Raw genomic sequence first — 23,382 nt, 5'->3', positions numbered from 1 at the left:
CCCGGGGTCACTTCTTCGGCGACGGCGAGCGGCGCATCTCCTTGTGGATCAGCTTCCACTCCCGGGCGCGTTCGGCCCGGATGCGGTGGTCCTCGCGCGAGGCCATCCACCGGGCCTCCCGGAGCAGCTTGCGATAGCTGTCCAGACGGCGCTGCGGAAGTTCGCCCGCCTCGATCGCGGCGAGCACCGCACAGCCCGGTTCGCTGTCGTGCGTGCAGTCGGCGAACCGGCAGTCGGCCACCAGCGCGTCGATGTCGGAGAAGGTGCGATCCAGCCCCTCGCCGACGTCGTACATGCCCACCCCGCGCATCCCCGGGGTGTCCACGAGCACGCCGCCGTTGGGCAGCGGCACCAACTCGCGCCAGGTGGTGGTGTGACGGCCCTTGCCGTCGCCGCGCACCGCCTGGACCGCGGTGACCTCGGTGCCCGCGAGCGCGTTGGTGAGGGTGGACTTGCCCGCGCCGGAGGTGCCGATCAGGGCGACCGTCTGCCCGGCGGTGTACGCGTCCAGGACGTCCAGGCCCTCGCCGGTGACGGCGCTGGCGACGACCACGTCGACACCCATCGCGACCGCCTCGACGTCCGCGCGCAGATCGTCGGCGTCGGCCGCGAGGTCGGCCTTGGTGAGGATGACCAGCGGCCGGGCGCCGCTCTCCCACGCGAGGGTGAGCAACCGCTCCAGCCGGCCGAGGTCGGGGGGCGTGTCCAGCGGGACGACGGCGCCGATCAGGTCGACGTTGACCGCGAGGACCTGACCCGCCGAGCGCCCGGACGCCTGCGAGCGCACCAGGGACGTACGCCGGGTCAACAGCGCCGCGACGAACGGTTCGCGACCGTCGTCGGGGGTTTCCAGGACCGCCCAGTCACCGGTGCAGGGCAGGTCGCCGCCGCCGTGCGCGGCACGCACGGTGCCGTCGGCGGTGACCACCTCGCACAACGAGCGGTCCACCCGGGCGATCCGGCCGGGGATCAGGCCGTGTCCGAGGTAGGGGGCGAATTCGGTGTCCCGCTCCGCGTCCCAGCCGTAGGCGGCGAGCACGTCGGAGGTCGGGAAGGAGGAGGAAGAAGAGGTGGAACGGGTGTGCTGCTGGGAAGACAAGCCGGTGGCCCTTCGAGGGGCGGATCCGCCGACCTGCGCGCCGTCACGACGAACGACGTGGCGCGGCTACGCGGTGCGGACCCTGAGGATGGGGGTGGGGTATGAGGTCCAGCCCGTCCGGGCGACCGTCATCAAGGTCGTGGTCACGACATCCACCTCCCACCTGTCTCGTGCGGCTCTGGGCCGCGCTCCGGGCTCCGCTTCGTACGGCCCTCGGGCCGCTCGAAAAATCCTAGGCCATCACGGGCGCTCGCGTCGAGCGTGTTCCTGCTCGCCGACCACCGGTCGGGTCGGGCGCGGCGGCCACGCGGTGTCGTCCAGCGGCAGGCCCGGCAACTCCTGACCGGCGGGCATGTGCAGGCTGGGCGGCTGGCCGTTGGTGGGCGGCGGCCCCGGCGGGCGCGGCGGCCGGGACGGCATGCGGTTCTGCGGCTCGCCCGCCCGCCGGGCGCCGTTGGCCCGGCCGTTGATCGTGCCCGCGTCGCCGCGTTTGGCGTCGCGCGCGTGGATCGCCCAGCGTTCGGGGAACTCCGACGGCGGCTCGCCGAGGTCGGGGAGTTCGCCGTGGATGACGGTGTCCTCCATCTCGTCGTGCTCGCCCCCGGGCGTCCAGTCGCCGGGAGTGCCCCGGTGCCGCCCCGAGCGCAGGTGCTCCATCGCCGCGGCGATCTCCTCGGCGGCCTTCTCCTTGTCCCGCTCCGCCCGGGCCTGCGCGGTCTCCTGGCTCGGCCACACCTGGTCGATCGCGGCGTTGACGGCGGCGCCGATCAATACCGCCATGGCGGCGAAGTACATCCACACCATCACCGCGACCGGGGCCGCGAGCGAGCCGTAGACGGTGGGCCCGTCGATGGTGGTGGCCAGGTACACCCGGAGCAGGAAGCTGCCGACGATGCACAGCAGCAGTGCGACCAGCGCCCCCGGTATGTCCTCGCGCCACGGCGTCCGCACCGGTACCGACACGTGGTAGAGCGAGGTCAGGAAGCAGACCGAGAGCACCACCAGGACCGGCCAATAGAGGATGTGCACGGTCCCGGCGAAGTGCGGGAAGGCCTTGACCACCAGTTCCGGGCCGGCCACGAGCAGCGGGATCAGGAACATCCCGAGCAGCAGCCCGACCACATAGAGGGTGAAGGACAACAACCGGGTGCGCACGATGCCGCGCTTGCCGGACAGGCCGTACATGATCGTGATGGTGTCGACGTAGACGTTGAGCGCGCGCGAGCCGGACCACAGCGCGATCAGGAAGCCGGCCGAGATGATGTCCGCGCGGCCGGAGTCGAAGACGTCGTTGACCAGTGGGACGACCACCTGGTCGATGCTCTTGTCGGAGAGCACCGACCCGGCCGCCTTGACGATGTCGGCCTTGAGGTCGTTGACGGTGCTGCCGCCGATCAGGCCGTGCAGGTAGCCGACGGTGCCGGCCAGGCCGAGCAGCAGCGGGGGCAGGGACAGCAGCATGAAGAACCCGGCCTCGGCGGCGAGGCCGGTCACCCGGTGGTTGAAGCAGGAGATCACCGTTTCGCGGAGTATCCGCCACAGTGCGCTCCGCAACCGGATGCGACCGGCCCCTCGCAGGCGAGGTCGTTGTTGGTAGTCCGCTGCCACCCCTTTAAGGTATCCGGCCGGAGGCCCGCCATTCGCCAAGTCGTCGTCCGGGTGAATCGCCCCCGGCGCGAGGTGCCGCGCCGGACCGGTGCGCGGACCGGTCCGCGCTGGTCAGCGGCTCGGGATCAGCACCCCGGAAAGCCGGCTGAGCACCCTGGCCGCGGTCCGCAGTTCCTCGGCCGGAAGGTCGGCGAAAGCGCTCTCCCAGCTCTCCCGGAACAGCGCGTCGAGCCGGTACAGCTCGCGCCGCCCGGCGGGGGTGAGCCGAGCCACCGAGCCGCCCCGCCCGCGCCCGGCCCGCACCGCCTCGACCAGGCCCTCGCGCCCGTGTACGTCCAGCAGGTCGCGCACCGCGGCCGGGGACAGCCCGAGCACCCGGCCCAGCCGCTCGTTGTCCAGGTCGAGTTCGTCGGCGAGCGTCGCGAGCAGGCGATGGCGGGCGGCGTCGGCGTCGACCGGATCGGCCCGCCCGGCGCGGTCGGCGCGGATCGCGGACAGGAATCCGTTGAGCGCGTAGCGCAGCGTCTCGACCGCCTCCTCGCGCCGCGGCTCGGGCCGCTCGGCGGCGGGCGCGGGGCCGGCCTCGACCACACAAACGGAGCGCGTTCTGCGCCGAGGCACACCCAGAACCTCGCCTGGCATACCGATCAGCTCCTCGTCCACTGTGGTGCGTGGGTCGTGATACCGCCCGGGGGTGCGTGATCCGACCACCCGTACCGTAACCAACCGCGGCGACGATCCATGCCGCGGCCGACGGCAAAAGATCATCTCATCCCACATTATGGGCATGGGTGTTCGAAATATGAGATGACCGTTCGCATCCCGGACACCGATGGACGGCTATCTGGCTCCATGTCAATCTTTGCGACATGTCTCGCGCCGGTATCGCTCTCGTAGGTCGACTCCACGTCGACCTCGGACGCATGTCCAGCGCCGTCTGTTCGCCGGTCTGACGACCCGCCCGCCGCATCAGCCTGCCGGGCGCGCGGTCGCACCGGCACCACGACTCTCACGGCCGGTCCGGCGAGGGTGCGGCCGGATGCCCCACCGTGCGTCCCCCACCGATCCGCCCGGAGGACGCTCCCCATGGCCGCCACTACCGACACCGCCGGCAGCGGTCCCCGCGCCCGCAAGACCGCTCGCCATCGCGGCGAGGGTCAGTGGGCCCTCGGCCATCGTGAACCGCTCAACGGCAACGAGCAGTTCAAGAAGGACGACGACGGTCTCAACGTGCGAGCCCGCATCGAGAACGTCTACGCCCACCGCGGCTTCGCCTCGATCGACCCCAACGACCTGCGCGGACGCATGCGGTGGTGGGGCCTGTACACGCAGCGCAAGCCCGGGATCGACGGCGGCAAGACCGGCGTGCTGGAGCCGCACGAGCTGGACGACGAATACTTCATGCTGCGCGTGCGGGTCGACGGCGGCCGGCTGAACCTGGCCCAACTGCGCGCCGTCGCCGAGGTCTCCGAGCGGTTCGCGCGCGGCACGGCCGACATCACCGACCGGCAGAACGTGCAGTTCCACTGGATCCGGATCGAGGACGTCCCGGAGATCTGGCGGATCCTGGAGGGCGTCGGCCTGTCCACGACCGAGGCGTGCGGCGACACCCCGCGCGTGGTGCTCGGCTCCCCGGTGGCGGGCATCGCCGAGGAAGAGATCATCGACGGCACCTGGGCCATCGACGAGATCAACCGGCTCTACATCGGCAAGCCCGAATACTCCAACCTGCCGCGCAAGTTCAAGACCGCGATCTCCGGATCGCCGCTGCTCGACGTCGCGCACGAGATCAACGACGTCTCCTTCGTGGGCGTCGTGCACCCCGAGTTCGGTCCGGGCTTCGACGTCTGGGTCGGCGGGGGGCTGTCCACCAACCCCAAGCTCGCGGTGCGACTGGGCGCCTGGGTGCCGCTGGAGGAGGTGCCGCAGGTCTGGGAGGGCGTCATCTCGATCTTCCGCGACTACGGCTACCGCCGGCTGCGCAACCGCGCGCGACTGAAGTTCCTGGTCGCCGACTGGGGGCCGGAGCGCTTCCGCGAGGTGCTGGAGAGCGAATACCTGGAGCGCAAGCTGATCGACGGCCCCGCGCCGGACGCGCCCGCGCAAGTGTGGCGCGACCATGTCGGCGTGCGTCCGCAAAAGGGCGGCGGCTTCTACGTCGGCTTCGCCCCGCGCGTGGGCCGGGTGGACGGGGCCACGCTGGGCAAGATCGCCGACCTCGCCGAGCGGCACGGATCGGACCGGGTGCGCACCACGGTCGAGCAGAAGATGCTCATCCTGGACGTCGCCGAGGACAAGGTGGCCTCGCTCAAGGAGGGTCTGGAGGCGCTCGGCCTGCGGGTGGACCCGAGTCCCTTCCGGCGCGGCACGATGGCCTGCACCGGCATCGAGTTCTGCAAGCTGGCGATCGTGGAGACCAAGGGTCGCGGGATCACGCTGATCGACGAACTGGAGCAGCGGCTCCCGGAGTTCGACCAGCCGATCACGATCAACATCAACGGCTGCCCGAACGCCTGCGCGCGCATCCAGGTCGCCGACTTCGGCCTCAAGGGCCAGTTGGTCCTGGACGAGAGCGGCGAGCAGGTCGAGGGCTACCAGGTGCACCTGGGCGGGGGCCTGGGCCTCGACCCCGGCTTCGGCCGCAAGATCCGCGGTCTCAAGGTGACCTCGGCCGGGCTGGCCGACTACATCGAGCGGGTGCTGCGTCGTTTCGAGGAACAGCGCGGCGAGGGCGAGCGCTTCGCCCAGTGGGCCGTGCGCGCGACCGACACGGACCTGTCGTGAGCGCCGCCGGCGGTGCCGAGCCGGGCCAACGGGCCGTGCCGTTCTACTGCCCCTTCTGCGGCGACGAGGACCTGCGCCCGCACGAGGAGGGGCACGGCACCTGGTTGTGCTCGGCCTGCCGGCGGGCGTTCTCGCTGAAGTTCCTCGGCCTGGTCTTCCCCACACGGCACAGCCCCGAGAAGCATGGCGACGGGCAGCGGGGCCCCGACGGGCCCGGCACCGAGCCGCTCGCCGGCCACACGCACCAGTCGATCGCACAGGAGGAGGGCCGATGACCGTCACCGAGAGCACCGACCTCGAAGCGCTCGCCGGCCGGGCGGCGCTCGAACTGGAGGACGCGACCGCGTCCGAGATCCTGGCCTGGACGCACGAGCGGTTCGGCCCGGCCTGGTGCGTGACCTCCTCGATGGAGGACGCCGTGGTGGCACACCTGGCCTCGAAGGTCGCCCCCGGGGTGGACGTGGTCTTCCTCGACACGGGCTACCACTTCCCCGAGACCATCGGCACCCGCGACGCGGTCGACGCGGTCTACGACGTGAACGTGATCACCGTGCACCCGGAGCTGACCGTCGTCGAGCAGGACGCGAAGTACGGCCCCGCGCTGCACGATCGCGACCCCGACGCGTGTTGCGCGATGCGCAAGGTGGCGCCGCTGGAGCGGGCGCTGACCGACTACCGCGCGTGGGCCACGGGCCTGCGCCGGGACGACTCGCCGAGCCGGGCGAACACCCCGGTCGTCTCCTGGGACGCGCGTCGGCGCAAGGTCAAGGTCGCCCCGATCGCGCGCTGGACCCAGGACGACGTGGAGGCCTACATCGCCGAGCACGGCGTGCTGACCAACCCGCTCCTGATGGACGGCTACGCCTCGATCGGCTGCGCGCCCTGCACCCGCCGGGTCGCTCCCGGCGAGGACGCCCGCGCCGGCCGCTGGGCCGGCCTGGGCAAGACCGAGTGCGGGATCCACGCATGACCGGCCCGATACGCACCACGGCACCGTGCTCGACGAAGACGAAGGAGGGGTTGGCGTGACCACGACGATCGACAAGGGCACCGCACCCGGAGCCCTGACCCACCTGGACGCGTTGGAAGCCGAGTCCGTGCACATCTTCCGCGAGGTGGCGGGCGAGTTCGAGAAGCCGGTGATCCTGTTCTCCGGCGGCAAGGACTCGATCGTGATGTTGCACCTGGCGCGCAAGGCCTTCTGGCCGGCGCAGGTGCCGTTCGCGCTCCTACACGTCGATACCGGGCACAACTTCCCAGAGGTCATCGAATACCGCGACAACGTGGTGGCCGAGCACAATCTGCGGCTGCACGTGGCGAGCGTGCAGGAGTTCATCGACAACGGCCGGTTGCGCGAGCGCCCCGACGGCACCCGCAACCCGCTGCAGACGGTGCCGCTCCTGGAGGCGATCGAGTCGCACCGCTTCGACGCGGTGTTCGGCGGCGGCCGACGCGACGAGGAGAAGGCCCGGGCCAAGGAGCGGGTGTTCTCGCTGCGCGACGAGTTCGGCGCGTGGGACCCGCGGCGCCAGCGCCCCGAGTTGTGGCAGCTGTACAACGGCCGGCACCGCGTCGGCGAGCACGTGCGGGTGTTCCCGATCTCGAACTGGACCGAGCTGGACGTGTGGCAGTACATCGAGCGGGAGAAGATCGCGCTGCCGCGGATCTACTTCTCGCACGAGCGCGAGGTCTTCGAGCGCAACGGCATGTGGCTCTCCCCCGGCGAGTGGGGCGGCGCCCGGGCCGACGAGGCCGTCGTGCGGCGCGTGGTGCGCTACCGCACGGTCGGCGACATGAGCTGCACCGGTGCCGTCGACTCCCCCGCCGCCACGGTGGCGGACGTCATCGCCGAGATCGCGGTGAGCAGGCTGACCGAACGAGGTGCCACGCGCGCGGACGACAAGATGTCCGAAGCCGCGATGGAGGACCGCAAGCGCGAGGGGTACTTCTAGTCATGAGTGGGACGTCCGAGATTTCCCCGACGGCCGGCGTGACCGTCGACGATCGTGTGGGCCTGCTCCGACTGGCCACCGCGGGTTCCGTCGACGACGGCAAGTCGACCCTGGTGGGCCGGTTGCTGCACGACTCGAAGTCGGTGCTGAGCGACCAGTTGGAGGCGGTGACCCGGGTCAGCAACGAGCGCGGCCAGGAGGAGGCGGACCTCGCGCTGCTCACCGACGGCCTGCGGGCCGAGCGCGAGCAGGGCATCACCATCGACGTCGCCTACCGCTACTTCGCCACCGCCCGGCGCCGGTTCATCCTCGCCGACACCCCGGGACACGTGCAGTACACGCGCAACATGGTCACCGGCGCCTCCACGGCGGAGCTGGCCGTGGTGCTTGTGGACGCGCGCAACGGCGTGGTCGAGCAGACCCGGCGCCACGCGGCGGTGGCGGCGCTGCTGCGGGTGCCGCACGTGGTGCTCGCGGTCAACAAGATGGACCTGGTCGACTACAGCGAGGAGCGCTTCGCCGAGGTCGCCAACACGTTCACCGAATACGCGAAGGCGCTCGGGGTGCCGGACGTGCGCTCGATCCCGGTGTCCGCGCTGCGCGGGGACAACGTGGTGGACCCCAGCTCGCACATGGACTGGTTCTCCGGGCCGACGCTGCTGGAATACCTGGAGACGGTGCCGGTCGAGACCGACCCGACGCAGGAGCCCGCGCGCTTCCCCGTGCAGTACGTGCTGCGGCCGCAGTCCGACGACGAGTACCGCGACTACCGGGGCTACGCCGGGCAGATCGCCTCCGGCGTGTTCCACGAGGACGACGAGGTGGTGGTGCTGCCGTCGGGACAGCGCACCACGATCGCCGGCATCGACCGGCTCGGCGTCCCCGTCCGGCGGGCCCGGCAGGGCGAGTCGGTCACCCTGCGGCTCGCCGACGACGTGGACGTCTCGCGCGGCGACCTGATCGCGCCGATCGACGAGGCGCCCACCCCGACCCAGGACGTGGAGGCGACCGTGTGCCACGTCGCCGACCGGCCGCTGCGCACCGGCGACCGGGTGTTGCTCAAGCACACCACCCGCACGGTCAAGGCGATCGTCAAGGACATCGCCTACCGGCTCGACCTGAACGCGCCGATCGACGGCGAACTCGGTCACGAGCAGCACCCGACCGAACTGCGCGCCAACGACATCGCGCGCGTGGTCCTGCGCACCGCCCAGCCGCTCGCGCTCGACGACTACGCCGTCGGCCGCCGTACCGGTTCCTTCCTGTTGATCGACGAGGCCGACGGCTCCACGCTCACCGCCGGCATGGCCGGCGCCGCGTTCGCCGCGCCGGGCCGATGTCACGGCTGATCCGAACGCGGGTCTGACCACCCGCTTTTGACGCTCCGTCAGCCCTGTTCGTGGCATCGCCCGTCGCCCATCACATTCGTCATCCCGGCCCGCGCCCGACGGCGCGGGCCCGAGGGAAGGTCCCCGCATGTCCGTTTTCGGGACGCAATCCGGCCAATACCGCCGCAGATCCATCCGTACCGGCTTCGCCGCCGCCCTCCTCCTGCCGCTGCTCGCCATGTCCGCGTGCGGCTACGGCTCGGACAAGAAGGACGACAAGAAGAACACGCCGGCCGCGGGCGCGGGTCCGGCGACGGGCGGCGCGAAGGCGGGTACGTCGGCCTCGCAGATCCGACTCGGCTTCTTCGCCAACGTCACCCACGCGACGCCGCTGATCGGGCTGAACGAGGGCTTCTTCGCGAAGGAGTTGGGCACCACCGAGATCAAGCCGCAGGTGTTCAACGCCGGTCCGGCCGCGATCGAGGCGCTCAAGGGCGGTTCGATCGACGCGACCTACATCGGTCCGAACCCCTCGATCTCCGGGTTCACCAGCACCAACGGCGAACTCCTGCGGATCGTCGCGGGCGCCACCTCGGGCGGCGCGTCGCTGGTGGTCAAGCCGGGCATCAACGGGCCCGCCGACCTCAAGGGCAAGAAGATCGCCTCGCCGCAGCTCGGCGGCACCCAGGACGTCGCCCTGCGCGCGTGGCTGACCAAGAACGGCTACAGCGTGGACACCTCGGGCAAGGGCGACGTGAGCGTGGTCCCGACCGACAACGCGCAGACCCTCGCCGCGTTCCAGAAGGGCGACCTGGACGGCGCCTGGCTGCCCGAGCCGTGGGCCACCCGGCTGGTGCTCGAGGCCAACGCCAAGGTGCTCGTGGACGAGCGCACGTTGTGGCCGGAGGGCAAGTTCGTCACCACCGACCTGATCGTGTCCACCAAGTTCCTCAAGGAACACCCGGACACCGTCGAGGCCCTGATCAAGGGGCAGGTCGCCGCGAACGACTGGGCGGCGGGCAACCAGGACAAGGCCAAGGCCGCGGTCAACGCCAAGATCACCGAGTTCGCGGGCAAGCCGCTCGCGCAGAACGTGCTCGACGCGGCCTGGCCGAACATCGCCATCACCAACGACCCGCTCGCGGCGTCGCTGGTGAAGCTGTCCGAGGACGGGGTCGCGGTCGGCGTGACCAAGAAGCTCGACATCCACGGCATCTACGACCTGACCATCCTGAACAAGGTCCTCGCCGCCGCCGGCAAGCCCGCGGTCGCCGACGCCGGACTGGGCCCGAAGAAGTAATCCGCTCGTCGTTCTCCCCCCGGGCCACCGCGCCCGGGGCGCACTTCCCGCCCGACGCGCCACCGAGAGAGGTGATCCGGACATGACCCAGACCATCAGCGAGGCCACGCCCACGGCCACGACCCCCGTCGACACCGGCTTCGCGGTCCGCCTTGACCAGGTCACCAAGATCTTCGGCCGACGCGGCGGCACCCCCGTCCTGGACGGCATCGACCTGACCGTCGGCCCGGGCGAGTTCGTCTGCCTCCTGGGCGCGTCGGGCTGCGGGAAGTCCACCCTGCTCAACCTGATCGCCGACCTGGACCGGCCCACCTCGGGCACCATCGAGGTCTCCGGCGACCGCCCCGCGCTGATGTTCCAGGACCACGCGCTGTTCCCGTGGCTGACCGCGGGCAAGAACATCGAACTGGCCCTGAAACTGCGCGGGGTGCCGCGCGAGCAGCGCCGCGCCGAGGCCGACGCGCTGCTGGAGTTGGTCCGACTCGGCGGCGCGTACGGCAAGCGGGTGCACGAACTGTCCGGCGGCATGCGCCAGCGGGTGGCGCTGGCCCGGGCGCTGGCCCAGGCCGGCGACCTGCTCCTGATGGACGAGCCGTTCGCCGCCCTCGACGCGATCACCCGCGACGTGCTGCACGACGAACTGACCCGGATCTGGGCGGAGACCGGCCGCTCGGTGGTGTTCGTGACCCACAACGTGCGCGAGGCCGTGCGGCTCGCCCAGCGCGTCGTCCTGATGTCCTCGCGCCCGGGTCGGATCGCCCGGGAGTGGACCATCGACATACCGCAGCCGCGCCGGATCGAATCGGCCGGCGTGTCGGATCTGTCCGTCGAGATCACCGACCACCTGCGAGGGGAAATCCGCCGCCATGGCCGCGCCTGATCTGACCAAGCCCGCCCCCGGGGCGGACGCCGCCCCGGAGACCGACGCGGACGACCTCGCCGGGCTCGAAGCCGGCCTGGACGCGCTGGAGACCTACGACAAGGAGCGCAAGCCCCCGCACCGGGTGCTCCTGGAGAAGGTGCTGCCGCCGGTCGTCGCGATCGTGCTGGTGCTGGCCGCCTGGCAGATCGCCTACTCCATGGAGATCAAGCCCCGCTACGCGCTGCCCAGCCCCGCCGACGTGTGGGACGCGTTCATGGTGCAGTGGAAGAAGGGCACCGTCTTCGACATCCTGTGGACCAGCCTCTCCCGAGGCATCCTGGGCTTTTTGATCGCGGTCGCCATCGGCACCCCGCTGGGCCTGATCGTGGCCCGGGTGAACTGGATCCGGGCGGCGATCGGGCCGATCCTGTCCGGGTTGCAGTCGTTGCCCTCGGTCGCGTGGGTGCCGCCGGCGGTGATCTGGTTCGGCCTGAACAACAGCGCGATCTACGCGGTGGTGCTGCTCGGCGCGGTGCCCTCGATCGCGAACGGCCTGGTGGCCGGCATCGACCAGATCCCGCCGCTGTACCTGCGCGCGGGTCGGGTACTCGGCGCGCGCGGGCTCAACAGCGTGTGGCACGTGATGCTGCCCGCGTCGCTGCCCGGCTACATCGCCGGCCTCAAGCAGGGCTGGGCGTTCTCCTGGCGCTCGCTGATGGCCGCCGAGCTGATCGCGGCGGGGCCGGAACTGGGCTCGGGTCTGGGACAGTTGATGGACCAGGGACGCGACCTGGGCGACATGCCGATGATGTTGACCGCGGTCTTCATGATCCTGATCGTGGGCATCGGCATCGAGATGCTGGTGTTCACTCCGATCGAGCGCCTGGTGCTGCGGCAGCGCGGCCTGGTCGCGGGCCGGTAGGAAGGCGGCCATGAACCTCGCTCCCCCGCTTGTGGCCGTCGCGCACGGCAGCCGCGATCCCCGGCATGCCGCGGCGATGGCCGCCCTGGCCGCGCGGGTGCGCGCGCTGCGGCCCGGGTTGCGGGTGGAGATCGGCTATCTGGACCACTGCGGCCCGCGTGTGCCGGAGCGGTTGGCCGAGTTGGCCGAGGCGGGGGCGGACACCGCGGTCGCGGTGCCGCTGCTGTTCACCCCGGCGTTCCACGCCAAGCAGGACGTGCCGAACGTCCTGCGCCACCGCGGATTGACGGTGCGCCAAACGGCCACACTGGCCCCGTCCCCGCTGCTGCTCGACGCTTTGAACCTGCGCATGCGCGAGGCCGGGGTACGGCCGGGAGACGCCCGCTACGGCGTCGTCCTGGCCACCGCGGGCTCCACCGATCCGGAGGCGAACGCGGTGACCACCATCGTCGCGCGGGAGTGGCGGCGTACCGGTTGGTGCGCCGTGGTCCCCGCGTTCGCCTCCGTCCACCAGGGCTCCACGGTCGGCGCCGCGGTCGAGGGGTTGCGCGCCCTGGGCGCCGAGCGGATCGCGGTGGCGTCCTGCATGCTGGCGCCGGGGATCCTGCCGGACCGCATCGTCGGACAGGCGCTGGCGGCCGGTGCCGAGCTGGTCACCGAACCGGTCGCGGACACCCCCGAAATCGCCCGGTTGGTCCTCGATCGCTACGACGCGGCGCTGCCGGCGAGATCCGGGCTCTCCGCCTGAGCCCGGACCGGTACCATCTCCGGCGTGATCGACTCGGTGGCCGGCGAACGTTCGGTGCTCGTGCGCGCGTGTGCGGAGGTCGAAGTGCCCTCCGCCGACGCGACGTTGCTCTCCTTCGGCGAGAACGCGGTGTTCGCGCTGCCCGGTCCCGGCCTGGTCGCGCGGGTGGCCCGGGGGGCGCACCTGGCCGAGCGCGCCCGGCGCGAGATCGCGGTCGCCTGCTGGCTGGCCGAACAGGACTTCCCGGCGGTGCGACCGGCGGCCGGGATCGAGGCCCGGCCGGTGCTGGTCGACGGGCGCCCCGTCACCTTCTGGGAGTTGTTGCCGCCGGCCGAGCGTGAGCCGAACGTGGCCGACCTGGCCCGGCTGTTGCGCAAGCTGCACGCGCTGCCCGCGCCGCCGTTCGCGCTGCCCGCCCGCGATCCGCTGGCGCTGGTGGAGACCTGGCTGGACTCGGCCGACGCGGCGGTGGGGCTGGCCGATCGGCGCTATCTGTCGGCCCGCCGCGACGCGTTGGAGGCGGCCCGCCGCGAGCTGACCCCGGCATTGCCGACCGGCCTGATCCACGGCGACGCGCTGCTGCGCAACGTGGGCGTACACGGCGGCCGGGCGCTGCTGTTGGACTGGGAGACGGTCGCGCACGACCTGCGCGAGTTCGACCTGGTGCTCACCCCGATGGCCGCCGCCCGCTACGGCCTGCCCGACGGCGCGGAGCGGCGGTTCGCCCGCAAGTACGGCTTCGACGTGACCGAGTGGCCCGGCTACCCGGTGCTGCGCGACACCCGCGAGTTGGCCGCCACCGCCTGGGTGGCCCAGCACGTGCCGGGCAACCCGGCGGCGGAGGAGGAGTTCCACCACCGGGTCCGCACCCTGCGCACCGGCGACACCGAGGCGCGCTGGCACGCGTTCTGACCGGGTCCCCGGCGCTCACGAGGTCCGCTTGCCCGCCACCCACAGCTGCTCGAACTCCTCCTGGAACAGCGGGTAGAGCCCGCGTCCGGAGCCGCCCGCCGCGTCGGCGCGCAGCACGAACGCGGGCGACTCGACGCCGCGCGCGTGCCGCAGATACGGCTGGATCAGCCCCACCTCCCCGTCCACCAGGTAGGCCCCGAAGCGCGGCGCCTCGTCGTAGAGCCGGATCTCGATCCGGCGCGGCTCGCGCAGCATCGCCCGGACGCGGCGCATGTGCAGGATGTTGAGCGTGGTCATCCGCGACAGCAGCCCCTTCTTGATGCCCTCGTCGCGCTCGCGCTGCTTCATCGCGTCGCCCGCGGGGTTGAGGAAGAGCAGCCGCATGTCGCACCCGCCGGCGCCGAGCCGGGCCAGATCGCGGCCCGAGTGGTTCTGGCACAGCAGGTTGAGCGAGACGCCCATCGCGTCGATCCCGCGCGCGCCGTCCACCAGGTCGGCGAAGGGCAACCGGCGCTGCAGCGCGGAGCGGTCCTGGAAGACGCCCACCACGTCGGCGTAGCGCCCGGCGAACAACTCCTCGACCGCGTCCAGGGCCAGCCGTCGGTCGCCCTGGTCGGCGAGCGGCCCGTCCAGCATGGCCAGCACGCGCAGGCACGCGCGTTCCACCTGGGCGAGCACGTCGGGCGAGAGCACCCGGTTGCGGGCCACGATGTGCCGGCCGATCTCGACCTCCTCCAGGGCGCGTTCCAGCTTGCGCCGGTCCGGCAGGAAGGGCTCGAAGCACCACCAGTTGCGCACCATCAGCTCGCGCAGCTGCGGAAGGGTCAAAAAGGCGATCAGCTCGTCGTCGGCGGGGTCCACGATGTAGCCGCGCCGGCGGCTCATCTCCCGGACCGCCTCGGCGCGTTCGACCCATTCGTTCTGCACGCTGCCGGCCGCGGCCAGCACCCACGCGCCGTCGTCGTGCGGGTTCTCTCCGGGTCCGTAGACCGGGACCAGCACCGCGCTGATCACCGCGCGCAGCCGCTGCTCGATCAGGTTCAGGTACACGTACGCCCGACCGGCGCGGCGGCCGCGCAGCAGGGCGGCGGCCCAGTCGTCCTCGGTCCAGGTGAGCGTCGCGGGGTCTATCCCCGGCATCGGGTCGGGCGGCCCGGAGCCGTCCAGGACGGCGGTGCCGGCGGCCGCGTGGCGGGGGCCGGGCAGGCTGCCCGGGTCGAGGGCGAACGAGCCGGTGTCGGTGAGTCCGACGGTGCCCGGGAGACCGGCCGTGCCGCCCGGGGGGTCGCCGTCGGGACAGGGGGCGTACGGGTCCGGGAAGGTGTCGCCGCCCGAGCCGAATCCGGTCGTGCCGTCGAGACCGGTCGTACTCGTCCCCGCCGCGGGATCCTCGTCGGTTGTCGAGGGTGGCGGGTTGGACTCCCGATCGGCCATCGCGTCCCATCCGTTCGTCGTCGAGCCGGAACCGAACGAGCGTATAGCGAAACCCGGCGGCCTCGGGGGGCCCGCGCGGGCCGGTCGGCGTGCCCCGTTCGGGTGACGAATGCACCGGCATTACCCGGATGGCGTAAGGCGATTGGGGGGACTCGACGCGCTCTGGCAACTTCTGCCGAGCAGCGCAACGTCATAGCGAAACAATTGCCGGACGGGAGAGGGTCTTCCCTCCTCCTGTTCCGGGGCGCAACCGAGACGGATCGACGATCCGTCTCATCCGGCAGGAACCGTGGCACCCAGGAGGTCGTCATGTTGGCCACGAACAGCAGGATCCCGGCGGTACACGACGGCGCCGAGGACGATTTCGCCCGGTATCGCGATGTGGTCGCGGAGATCTTCGCGCACCATCGGCGCACCGCGATCCCCGACACCGACGGCGTGGCGTGCTCGTGCGGCGGCGCCTGGCCCTGCCGGGAGGAAATGCTCGCCGCCGAACTGCTCGACTGGATCTGATCGTTCCGACCGGAATTGATCGGCGACGATCGGTTCGGCCGGCCGCACACGGCCCGCCCCAGGCATGAAATCCACCCGACCGGGGGACGCCGGAGTGGATTGCACCCCCGGATCGGGTCCGGTACGGGAGACTGCAAGCTGCCGAAATGCTGCCGAAGCACGATCCGCGACAAAGCAGGTTGCTCATGCAGGTCTGGCCCGGTCATTCGTATCCGCTGGGCGCCACGTACGACGGCGCCGGCACCAACTTCGCGGTCTTCTCGGAGGCCGCCGAACGCGTCTGGTTGTGTCTGCTGGACGAGGAGGGCACCGAGCGGCGCATCGAGCTGCGCGAGGCCGACGCCTTCGTCCGGCACGCGTACCTGCCCGGGATCCAACCCGGGCAGCGCTACGGCTACCGCGTCCAGGGCCCGTTCGACCCGGCCGCGGGCACCCGGTGCAACCCGAACAAGCTGCTGCTCGACCCGTACGCCAAGGCGATGAGCGGCGAGGTGCACTGGCACGAGTCGATGTACGGCTACTCGTTCGAGCACCCCGACCTGATGAGCACCACCGACTCCGGGCCGCACACGATGACCTCGGTGGTGATCAACCCCTACTTCGACTGGGGCGACGACCGGCCGCCGCGCACCGGATACCACGACACGGTGATCTACGAGGCGCACGTGCGCGGGCTGACCCGCAGCCACCCGGGCCTGCCCGAGGAGATCCGGGGCACCTACGCGGGCATGGCGCACCCGGCGGTGATCGAGCACCTGGTGAGCCTGGGGGTGACCGCGATCGAGCTGATGCCGGTGCACCAGTTCGTCCAGGACCACCGGCTGTCCGACCTGGGGATGCGCAACTACTGGGGTTACAACACGATCGGCTTCTTCGCGCCGCACGCGGCCTACTCGTCCACCGGCGAACGCGGGCAGCAGGTGCAGGAGTTCCGCTCGATGGTCAAGGCGCTGCACGCGGCGGGCATCGAGGTGATCCTCGACGTGGTCTACAACCACACCGCCGAGGGCAACCACCTGGGCCCCACGCTGTCCTTCCGCGGCCTGGACAACGCGTCCTACTACCGGCTCGCCGACGACAAGCGCTACTACCTGGACACCACCGGCACCGGCAACAGCCTGCTGATGCGCAGCCCGCACGTGTTGCAGCTGATCATGGACTCGCTGCGCTACTGGGTCACCGACATGCACGTGGACGGGTTCCGCTTCGACCTCGCCGCCACGCTGGCCCGGCAGTTCCACGAAGTGGACCGGCTGTCCTCGTTCTTCGACCTGGTCCAGCAGGACCCGGTGGTCTCCCAGGTCAAGCTGATCGCCGAACCGTGGGACGTCGGCGAGGGCGGCTACCAGGTGGGCAACTTCCCGCCGCTGTGGACCGAGTGGAACGGCAAGTATCGCGACACGGTGCGCGACTTCTGGCGCGGCGAGGAGCGCACCCTCGCCGAGTTCGGCTCACGACTGACCGGCTCCTCCGACCTGTACCAGGACGACGGCCGCCGACCGATCGCCTCGATCAACTTCGTCACCTGCCACGACGGCTTCACCCTGCACGACCTGGTGTCGTACAACGACAAGCACAACGCGGCCAACCGCGAGGACAACCGCGACGGCGAGAGCCACAACCGGTCCTGGAACCACGGCGTCGAGGGCGAGACGGACGACCCGGACATCCTCGCGCTGCGCGCCCGTCAACAGCGCAACTTCATCGCCACCCTGTTGCTGTCCCAGGGCGTGCCGATGATCGCGCACGGCGACGAGTTCGGCCGCACCCAGCAGGGCAACAACAACGTCTACTGCCAGGACAACGAACTCTCCTGGGTGCGCTGGCCCGACGGCGAGGGCCCCGACCTGCTCGAGTTCACCCGGATGATGACCCGGATGCGCGCCGAGCACCCGGTCTTTCGGCGCCGCCGCTTCTTCCACGGCAGATCCGTCCAGGGCACCCACGACGAGCTGACCGACATCGCCTGGTTCACCCCCACGGGCGAGGAGATGTCGGACGGCGACTGGTGGGCGGCGGCGGCCAAGTCGGTCGCCGTCTTCCTCAACGGCAACGCCATCTCGGAACCGGACCCGCGCGGCCAGAAGATCACCGACGACTCGTTCCTGCTGCTGTTCAACGCCTCGCACGAGGCCGAGGAGTTCACCATCCCGGCGGACCTGGGCCGATCCTGGACCGTGGTGGTCGACACCGCCGACGACAAGACGGTGATACACGAGCCCAGATCCCGCCCGACCATCGAGGGCGGCGCCGCCCAGACCGTCGAGTCCCGCTCGCTGGTGGTCCTGCAACGACCGTGACCCGATCACCCGCCGGCGTGGGTTTCACCACCCCGGCGGGTGGTAGGTCACGGATGTCCGGGGAAGCTTGTCGGCATGACCTCGTCGCCTTCTCGTGTTCCGACCGGCACCTATCGGCTCCAGCTGCAACCCGCCTTCGGGTTCGCCGAGGCCGCCGCCGCCGTGCCCCACCTCGCCTCGCTCGGGGTGAGCCACCTGCACCTGTCGCCCGTCCTGCAAGCCGTCCCCGGATCCACCCACGGCTACGACGTGGTCGACCACTCGCGCGTGTCCGCCGACCTCGGCGGCGAGGACGGGCTGCGCGAGCTGGCGGCGGCCGCCGCCGCACACGGGCTCGGCCTCGTGGTGGACATCGTGCCCAACCACATGGCGGTGCCCACGCCCGAGTCGCTGAACCGGCCGCTGTGGGAGACGCTGCGCGAGGGCGCCGACTCGCCCTTCGCCCGCTGGTTCGACATCGACCGGACCATGCACGACGGGCGCGTCCTGCTGCCCGTGCTCGGCGGCCCGGTCGAGGAGGTCGCCGACGAGCTGATCGTGGACGGCCACGTGCTGCGCTACCACGACCACGAGTTCCCGCTCCGTCCCGGCACCGAAAAGCTCGCGCTCGACGAACTGCTCGCCGCCCAGCACTACGAACTCGCGCACTGGCGGCGCGCCGACACCGAGCTGAACTATCGCCGCTTCTTCACCATTTCCGGGCTCATCGCGCTGCGCCAGGAGGACGACGAGGTCTTCGCGGCCACCCACGGAACCATTCTGCGGCTGCTGAACGAGGGCCTGATCCAGGGGCTGCGGATCGACCACCCCGACGGCCTCGCCGACCCGCGCGGCTATCTGGAGCGGCTGCGCGCCGCCGCGCCGAACGCGTGGATCGTGGTGGAGAAGATCCTCTCCGACGAGGAGACGACGCCCGCCGACTGGGCCTGCGACGGCACCACCGGCTACGACGCGCTGCGCCGGGTGGACAACCTCTTCCTGGACCCCGAGGGCGCCGACCCGCTGCGCGCGCTGCACCGCGAACAAACCGGGGTGCGCGAAGGCTTCGACTACCTCGCGCAGGAGGCCAGGGCCGAGGTCCTCGCCGGCGGCCTGGCCACCGAGTTCGCCCGACTGCGCCGCACCCTGGACCGGCTGGAGCCGGTGGCCGGCGCCGGCGACGTCGGCCGCGCGCTGCCCCCGCTGCTGACCGCGTTCCCCACCTACCGCCCCTACCCCGGCGCCGGCCCCGGCTCGATCGCCGCGATGGCCCGGGCGCTGACCGGGGTCCCGGGACAGGTCTCCGAGGCGGCCCGCGAGATCGCCGAACTCGCGCTCGCCGACGGCGAGTTCGGTACCCGCTTCGGCCAGGTCGCGGCGGCGCTCGCGGCCAAGGGCGTGGAGGACCGCGCGTTCTACCGCTGGTACACCCTGAGCTCGCTGAACGAGGTCGGCGGCGCGCCCGACACGTTCGGTTCGGACCTCGCCGGGTTCCACGCCGCCTGCCGGCGCATGTCCCCGACCACGATGACCACGCTGAGCACCCACGACACCAAGCGCAGCGAGGACGTCCGGGCCCGGCTGTCGGTGCTCGCGGAGATTCCCGAGGACTGGGCGGACCGGGTGCACGCCTGGAACGAGCTGTCCCGACCGCACCGTTCCGAGTTCCGCTTCGGCCCGGACGGCTACGACACCTACCTGCTGTGGCAGACCCTGGTCGGCGCCTGGCCGCTCACCCCGGACCGGGCGGTGGCCTACCTGCGCAAGGCGATGCGCGAGGCGGCCCGGGAAACCACCTGGGCCGACCCGAACCCGGACTACGAGGCGGCGAGCGAGGCCTTCGTCCGCGCCGTCCTCGCCGACGACGAACTCGGCGCCGACATCGCCGACTTCGTCGCCACGGTGGACCGCGCCGCACACGCGGTCTCGCTCGGCGCCAAGCTGGTCCAGCTGACCATGCCGGGCGTACCGGACGTGTACCAGGGCGGCGAACTGGCGCTGTACACCCTGGTCGACCCGGACAACCGGGCCCCCGTCGACTTCGGGCGCGAGCACGGCCCGCTGGACGCGCTCAAGCTCCGGGTCACCTCCGCCGCGCTGCGGCTGCGCCGCGCGCGTCCCGACTGGTTCGCCGGCGCCTACACGCCGCTGCGCGCCCGCGGCAAGGAAGCGGACCACGCCATCGCGTTCATCCGCGGCGGCGAGGCGATCACGGTGGCGACCCGGCTGCCGGCCGGTCTCGCCGCCAAGGGCCACTGGGGCGGCGCGCTGCTCCCGCTGCCCGAAGGCCGCTGGGTCGACGCGCTGACCGGCGGCACGTACACCGGCCAGGCCCGCCTGCGGCACATCCTGGAGGACCTGCCCGTCGCCCTGCTCACCCGGGGCTGATCCGGCCGGGGCCCGGCGCCCGGCCGTTCCCATCCGTTCGCACGCGTTCCCGGAAGGACACAACCATCGTGGTCAGGTTCGAGGTCTGGGCTCCGAAAGCGTCGTCCCTGGAGGTCGTCGTCGACGGCCGACGCAAGCCGATGCGCGACGCGAACCGGCCGGGGTGGTGGCAGGCGGACGTGCCGACGGCGGTACACGGCAGCGACTACGCGTTCGCCATCGACGGCAACGACCCGCTGCCCGACCCACGTTCGCGGTGGCAGCCCACCGGCCCCGACGGCCCGAGCCGCGTGGTCGACCACGCGGCGTACACGTGGGGCGACGGGGCCTGGACCGGCCGGCCGCTCCCGGGCGCGGTCGTCTACGAGCTGCACATCGGTACGTTCACCACCGAGGGCACGTTCGCCGCGGCCGTCGAGCGGCTCGACCACCTGGTCGACCTCGGCGTCACCCACGTCGAGGTGATGCCGGTGTCCGCGTTCCCGGGCCGGCACGGATGGGGCTACGACGGCGTGTGCCCGTGGGCGGTGCACGAGCCCTACGGCGGCCCGGACGGCCTCAAGCGGTTCGTCGACGCCTGCCACGTGCGCGGCCTGGGCGTGATCCTGGACGTCGTGCACAACCACCTGGGCCCGTCCGGGAACCACCTGCCCGCCTTCGGCCCCTACTTCACCGACCGCTACCGCACCCCGTGGGGTTCGGCGGTGAACCTGGACGGCCCGGGCTCCGACGAGGTCCGCGCCTACCTGGTCGGCAGCGCGCTGATGTGGCTGCACGACTACCACGTGGACGGACTGCGCCTGGACGCGGTGCACGCGCTCGCGGACAACCGCGCGGTGCCGTTCCTGGAGGAGTTGTCCGAGGCGGTGGACAAGCTCGCCGCCGCCACCGGCCGGCCGCTGTTCCTGATCGCCGAGTCGGATCTGAACGACCCTCGCGTGGTCACCCCGCGCGAGAGCGGCGGCATGGGCGTGCAGGCCCAGTGGAGCGACGACTTCCACCACGCGCTGCACGCCCTGCTCACCGGCGAACGCCAGGGCTACTACGGCGACTTCGGCTCGATGGGCACCCTCGCCAAGACACTCACCCGGGTCTGGCTGCACGACGGCACCTGGTCCTCGTTCCGCAAGCGCACGCACGGCCGCCCGGTGCCCACCTCGCGGATGCCCGCGTATCGATTCCTGGGCTACCTCCAGACCCACGACCAGGTCGGCAACCGGGCCACCGGCGACCGGATCTCGGCGACCCTGCCGCCGGCGCTGCTCGCGGCGGGCGCCGCGCTCGTGCTCACCGCGCCGTTCACCCCGATGTTGTTCATGGGCGAGGAGTGGGGCGCGTCCACGCCCTGGCAATACTTCACCGACCACACCGACCCGGAGCTGGCCGAGGCGGTACGCAACGGCCGCCGCGCCGAGTTCGCCTCGCACGGGTGGGACGCGGCGCAGATCCCCGACCCGCAGTCGGCGCAGACCGTGCGCGACTCGTGCCTGGACTGGAAGGAGCCCGCCCGCGCCCCGCACGCGGCCCTGCTGGCCTGGTACCGGCGGCTGATCGCGCTGCGCCGGGAGTGGGAGAACCTGACCGATCCGGACCTGACCCGGGTCCAGGTCAGCTTCGAGGAGACCGCCGGCTGGCTGATGGTGCACCGGGGCGCGTTCCGTACCGCGGTCAACCTGGCCGAGCAGCCCGCGACGCTGCCGATGGGCACCGGGGCGGCGGAGATCGTCGCGGCCTGGGACGACCGCGCGGAGATCCGCCGGGGCCTGGTCGGCACCACCCTGCGGCTGCCCGCGACGTCGGTCGCGGTGGTCCGGATCGGCACCCGTTAGGGGCGTGCCGCCGCGCCGACCGCGACCGCCGTCCTCGGCCGTCGGAAACGCTCAGGCGTCGAGCAGGCGCTTGCGCTCGGCCTCGACGTCGAAGTCGCCCGCCGGGTAGCGGGGGTCCAACTCGGTCAGGTGCTCCAGGAGCAGCCGGCTGATCGCCCAGTTGCGGTACCACTTGCGGTCGGCCGGCACCACGTACCAGGGCGCCGCGTCGCCGTCGCACTTCTCCAGCGCGGCCTCGTAGGCGGTGCGGTAGTCGGGCCACACGGAACGCTCGTCGATGTCGGCCGGGTTGAACTTCCAGTGTTTGTCCGGGTTGTCGAGCCGGGCCAGCAGCCGTTCCTTCTGCTCCTCGGGCGAGATGTGCAGGAAGACCTTGACGACGGTCACCTCGTCCTTGGCCAGGCTCTGCTCGAAGCGGTTGATCGTGGCGTAGCGGCGCGACCAGACCTGGCGCGGGACCAGGTCGCGCACCCGCGCGATCAGCACGTCCTCGTAGTGCGAACGGTCGAACACGCCGATCAGACCGGGGCCGGGCACCTGGGCGCGGACCCGCCACAGGAACGGGTGGGCGAGTTCGTCCTCGGTCGGCGCCTTGAACGCGTGGATGTGGCAGCCCGACGGGTTGAACTGGCCGATCACGTGCTTGACCGTGCCGCCCTTGCCGGAGGTGTCCATGCCCTGGACCACCAGGAGCACCCGGCGGCGCGCCCCGCCGGCCACGGCCTGCGCGTACAGCCGCTCCTGGAGTTCGGCCAGCCTGGGTCCCATCGCGCCGATGTCGGCGAGCGCGTCGGCCTTGTCGCCCGCGAAGCTCGGCGTGGCGCGCGGATCGATCGCGGCCAGGTCGACGGGGCCGCCCGGCAGCCGCAACGCGGCCCGTACGGACGGCACATCGGCCGGGGGCGCGTACTTGTCGGCGGGCACCTCGACGAGCACCCGGAGTCGGGGCGGGGCGGGCTCGGGCCGCTGCTCGGCGGGACCCGGCTCGACGGCGGTCGGGGCGGTCGGGTCGACGGCGGGCTCGGCGTCGGGGGCCGGATCGTCCGCCGGGTCGGCGACCAAGTGTACGGCCGGGCCGACGGCGGGCTCCGGGTCCGCGGCCGGCGCCTCGGCGATCGCGCGCTCGGCCTCGGTCTGCTTCGCGAGTGCCTTCGCCGCCTTCGCGGCCTCGGCGGCGACCCGCTCGGCCGCGGCCTCCAGCGCCGCGGCGGCCTTGCGGTCCGCCTTCTTGGCGGCCTTCTTCGCCGCCTTGGCGAGGTCGGCCTGCGCCTCGCGCTCGGCCTCGAGCACCTTGGCCGCCTTCTTCGCGGCCTTCTTCGCGGCCTTGGCCGCCTCGTCGACCCGCTCCGCCTTCGCGGCCCGGGCGGCCTTGTCGAGCTTGGCGGGCTTCGCGGGCTTGTCGCCCTTCGCGGCCTTCGCCGCCT

At 71.9% G+C, this 23,382-nt stretch carries 19 protein-coding genes and 1 pseudogene; 15 read left to right on the top strand and 5 right to left on the bottom strand.

The window, feature by feature from the left end; genetic code table 11:
- Positions 1-7: 7 nt before the first annotated feature.
- The 3 genes from rsgA to EMA17_RS25245 all read right to left on the bottom strand — a co-directional run bounded on the left by rsgA (position 8) and on the right by EMA17_RS25245 (position 3,349).
- A complete protein-coding gene (rsgA, locus tag EMA17_RS25255; RefSeq protein ID WP_218043020.1) occupies positions 8-1,099 on the bottom strand; it encodes a ribosome small subunit-dependent GTPase A in 1,092 nt (363 codons plus the stop codon).
- Between the two features lie 240 nt (positions 1,100-1,339).
- Positions 1,340-2,707 carry a YihY/virulence factor BrkB family protein gene (locus EMA17_RS25250; RefSeq protein ID WP_246126883.1) on the bottom strand — a complete coding sequence of 456 codons (1,368 nt, stop codon included), beginning with the start codon at positions 2,705-2,707 and terminating at the stop codon, positions 1,340-1,342.
- Positions 2,708-2,818: 111 nt separating this feature from the next.
- Positions 2,819-3,349, bottom strand: a complete 531-nt coding sequence (locus tag EMA17_RS25245; protein WP_126639414.1) for a MarR family winged helix-turn-helix transcriptional regulator — start codon at positions 3,347-3,349, stop codon at positions 2,819-2,821.
- 227 nt (positions 3,350-3,576) lie between these two features.
- Between EMA17_RS25245 and EMA17_RS56045 the strand changes: the two genes are divergently transcribed.
- From EMA17_RS56045 to EMA17_RS25195, 11 genes and pseudogenes are all read left to right on the top strand, one after another.
- Positions 3,577-3,660: a putative leader peptide gene (locus EMA17_RS56045; RefSeq protein ID WP_355541009.1), complete on the top strand. Its 84-nt coding sequence runs from the start codon at positions 3,577-3,579 to the stop codon at positions 3,658-3,660.
- 133 nt (positions 3,661-3,793) lie between these two features.
- Positions 3,794-5,491 (top strand): nitrite/sulfite reductase, encoded by a 1,698-nt coding sequence (locus EMA17_RS25240; RefSeq protein ID WP_126639413.1) that lies wholly within the window; start codon positions 3,794-3,796, stop codon positions 5,489-5,491.
- Positions 5,488-5,691 (top strand): annotated as a pseudogene (locus EMA17_RS25235) (hypothetical protein); the annotation flags it as partial. The gene EMA17_RS25240 and the pseudogene EMA17_RS25235, both read left to right, overlap by 4 nt.
- Before the next feature lie 71 nt (positions 5,692-5,762).
- Positions 5,763-6,461, top strand: a complete 699-nt coding sequence (locus EMA17_RS25230) for a phosphoadenylyl-sulfate reductase (RefSeq protein WP_126639411.1) — start codon at positions 5,763-5,765, stop codon at positions 6,459-6,461.
- 55 nt (positions 6,462-6,516) lie between these two features.
- Positions 6,517-7,443: a sulfate adenylyltransferase subunit CysD gene (cysD, locus tag EMA17_RS25225; protein ID WP_126639410.1), complete on the top strand. Its 927-nt coding sequence runs from the start codon at positions 6,517-6,519 to the stop codon at positions 7,441-7,443.
- 2 nt (positions 7,444-7,445) lie between these two features.
- Positions 7,446-8,792: a sulfate adenylyltransferase subunit 1 gene (locus EMA17_RS25220; protein ID WP_126639409.1), complete on the top strand. Its 1,347-nt coding sequence runs from the start codon at positions 7,446-7,448 to the stop codon at positions 8,790-8,792.
- A 217-nt stretch (positions 8,793-9,009) separates the two neighbouring features.
- Entirely contained in the window at positions 9,010-10,071 is a 1,062-nt protein-coding gene (locus EMA17_RS25215; RefSeq protein WP_126639611.1) for an ABC transporter substrate-binding protein, read from the top strand.
- 82 nt (positions 10,072-10,153) lie between these two features.
- Entirely contained in the window at positions 10,154-10,951 is a 798-nt protein-coding gene (locus EMA17_RS25210; protein ID WP_126639408.1) for an ABC transporter ATP-binding protein, read from the top strand.
- Entirely contained in the window at positions 10,938-11,855 is a 918-nt protein-coding gene (locus EMA17_RS25205) for an ABC transporter permease (protein WP_126639407.1), read from the top strand. Before EMA17_RS25210 ends, EMA17_RS25205 begins: the two co-directional genes overlap by 14 nt.
- A gap of 10 nt (positions 11,856-11,865) precedes the next feature.
- Positions 11,866-12,603: a sirohydrochlorin chelatase gene (locus tag EMA17_RS25200; protein WP_126639406.1), complete on the top strand. Its 738-nt coding sequence runs from the start codon at positions 11,866-11,868 to the stop codon at positions 12,601-12,603.
- Between the two features lie 24 nt (positions 12,604-12,627).
- The gene (locus tag EMA17_RS25195; RefSeq protein ID WP_246126882.1) at positions 12,628-13,515 is read left to right on the top strand and encodes a phosphotransferase enzyme family protein; all 888 of its coding nucleotides are present in this window, start codon (positions 12,628-12,630) and stop codon (positions 13,513-13,515) included.
- A gap of 15 nt (positions 13,516-13,530) precedes the next feature.
- Here the strand turns inward: EMA17_RS25195 and EMA17_RS25190 are convergent, their stop codons facing one another.
- On the bottom strand, positions 13,531-14,949 hold the full coding sequence (locus EMA17_RS25190; protein WP_126639405.1) for a DUF5919 domain-containing protein: 1,419 nt from the start codon (positions 14,947-14,949) through the stop codon (positions 13,531-13,533).
- Between the two features lie 309 nt (positions 14,950-15,258).
- Here EMA17_RS25190 and EMA17_RS25185 point away from each other — a divergent pair, with 309 nt between their 5' ends.
- From EMA17_RS25185 to treZ, 4 genes are all read left to right on the top strand, one after another.
- The gene (locus tag EMA17_RS25185; RefSeq protein WP_126639404.1) at positions 15,259-15,462 is read left to right on the top strand and encodes a hypothetical protein; all 204 of its coding nucleotides are present in this window, start codon (positions 15,259-15,261) and stop codon (positions 15,460-15,462) included.
- 185 nt (positions 15,463-15,647) lie between these two features.
- Positions 15,648-17,762, top strand: a complete 2,115-nt coding sequence (gene glgX, locus EMA17_RS25180; RefSeq protein WP_126639609.1) for a glycogen debranching protein GlgX — start codon at positions 15,648-15,650, stop codon at positions 17,760-17,762.
- Between the two features lie 75 nt (positions 17,763-17,837).
- Entirely contained in the window at positions 17,838-20,129 is a 2,292-nt protein-coding gene (gene treY / locus EMA17_RS25175) for a malto-oligosyltrehalose synthase (protein ID WP_126639403.1), read from the top strand.
- A 68-nt stretch (positions 20,130-20,197) separates the two neighbouring features.
- The gene (gene treZ / locus EMA17_RS25170; protein WP_126639402.1) at positions 20,198-21,958 is read left to right on the top strand and encodes a malto-oligosyltrehalose trehalohydrolase; all 1,761 of its coding nucleotides are present in this window, start codon (positions 20,198-20,200) and stop codon (positions 21,956-21,958) included.
- A 51-nt stretch (positions 21,959-22,009) separates the two neighbouring features.
- Here treZ and EMA17_RS54270 read toward each other — a convergent pair whose 3' ends face one another.
- Entirely contained in the window at positions 22,010-22,882 is an 873-nt protein-coding gene (locus tag EMA17_RS54270; RefSeq protein WP_246126901.1) for a PPK2 family polyphosphate kinase, read from the bottom strand.
- Positions 22,883-23,382 lie beyond the last annotated feature (500 nt).

This window comes from Embleya hyalina (genome assembly GCF_003967355.1).
GTDB classification, from domain to species: domain Bacteria; phylum Actinomycetota; class Actinomycetes; order Streptomycetales; family Streptomycetaceae; genus Embleya; species Embleya hyalina.
This window is presented reverse-complemented; position numbering and strand designations above follow the sequence as displayed.

What these genes read in the sequence shown, in the direction of transcription:
- EMA17_RS25245 (WP_126639414.1), bottom strand. Translation starts at nt 3,349, where the DNA reads ATGCCAGGCGAGGTTCTGGGTGTGCCTCGGCGCAGAACGCGCTCCGTT.
- EMA17_RS56045 (WP_355541009.1), top strand. Translation starts at nt 3,577, where the DNA reads ATGTCTCGCGCCGGTATCGCTCTCGTAGGTCGACTCCACGTCGACCTC.
- EMA17_RS25240 (WP_126639413.1), top strand. Translation starts at nt 3,794, where the DNA reads ATGGCCGCCACTACCGACACCGCCGGCAGCGGTCCCCGCGCCCGCAAG.
- EMA17_RS25230 (WP_126639411.1), top strand. Translation starts at nt 5,763, where the DNA reads ATGACCGTCACCGAGAGCACCGACCTCGAAGCGCTCGCCGGCCGGGCG.
- EMA17_RS25220 (WP_126639409.1), top strand. Translation starts at nt 7,446, where the DNA reads ATGAGTGGGACGTCCGAGATTTCCCCGACGGCCGGCGTGACCGTCGAC.
- EMA17_RS25215 (WP_126639611.1), top strand. Translation starts at nt 9,010, where the DNA reads ATGTCCGCGTGCGGCTACGGCTCGGACAAGAAGGACGACAAGAAGAAC.
- EMA17_RS25210 (WP_126639408.1), top strand. Translation starts at nt 10,154, where the DNA reads ATGACCCAGACCATCAGCGAGGCCACGCCCACGGCCACGACCCCCGTC.
- EMA17_RS25205 (WP_126639407.1), top strand. Translation starts at nt 10,938, where the DNA reads ATGGCCGCGCCTGATCTGACCAAGCCCGCCCCCGGGGCGGACGCCGCC.
- EMA17_RS25200 (WP_126639406.1), top strand. Translation starts at nt 11,866, where the DNA reads ATGAACCTCGCTCCCCCGCTTGTGGCCGTCGCGCACGGCAGCCGCGAT.
- EMA17_RS25190 (WP_126639405.1), bottom strand. Translation starts at nt 14,949, where the DNA reads ATGGCCGATCGGGAGTCCAACCCGCCACCCTCGACAACCGACGAGGAT.
- EMA17_RS25185 (WP_126639404.1), top strand. Translation starts at nt 15,259, where the DNA reads ATGTTGGCCACGAACAGCAGGATCCCGGCGGTACACGACGGCGCCGAG.
- glgX (WP_126639609.1), top strand. Translation starts at nt 15,648, where the DNA reads ATGCAGGTCTGGCCCGGTCATTCGTATCCGCTGGGCGCCACGTACGAC.
- treY (WP_126639403.1), top strand. Translation starts at nt 17,838, where the DNA reads ATGACCTCGTCGCCTTCTCGTGTTCCGACCGGCACCTATCGGCTCCAG.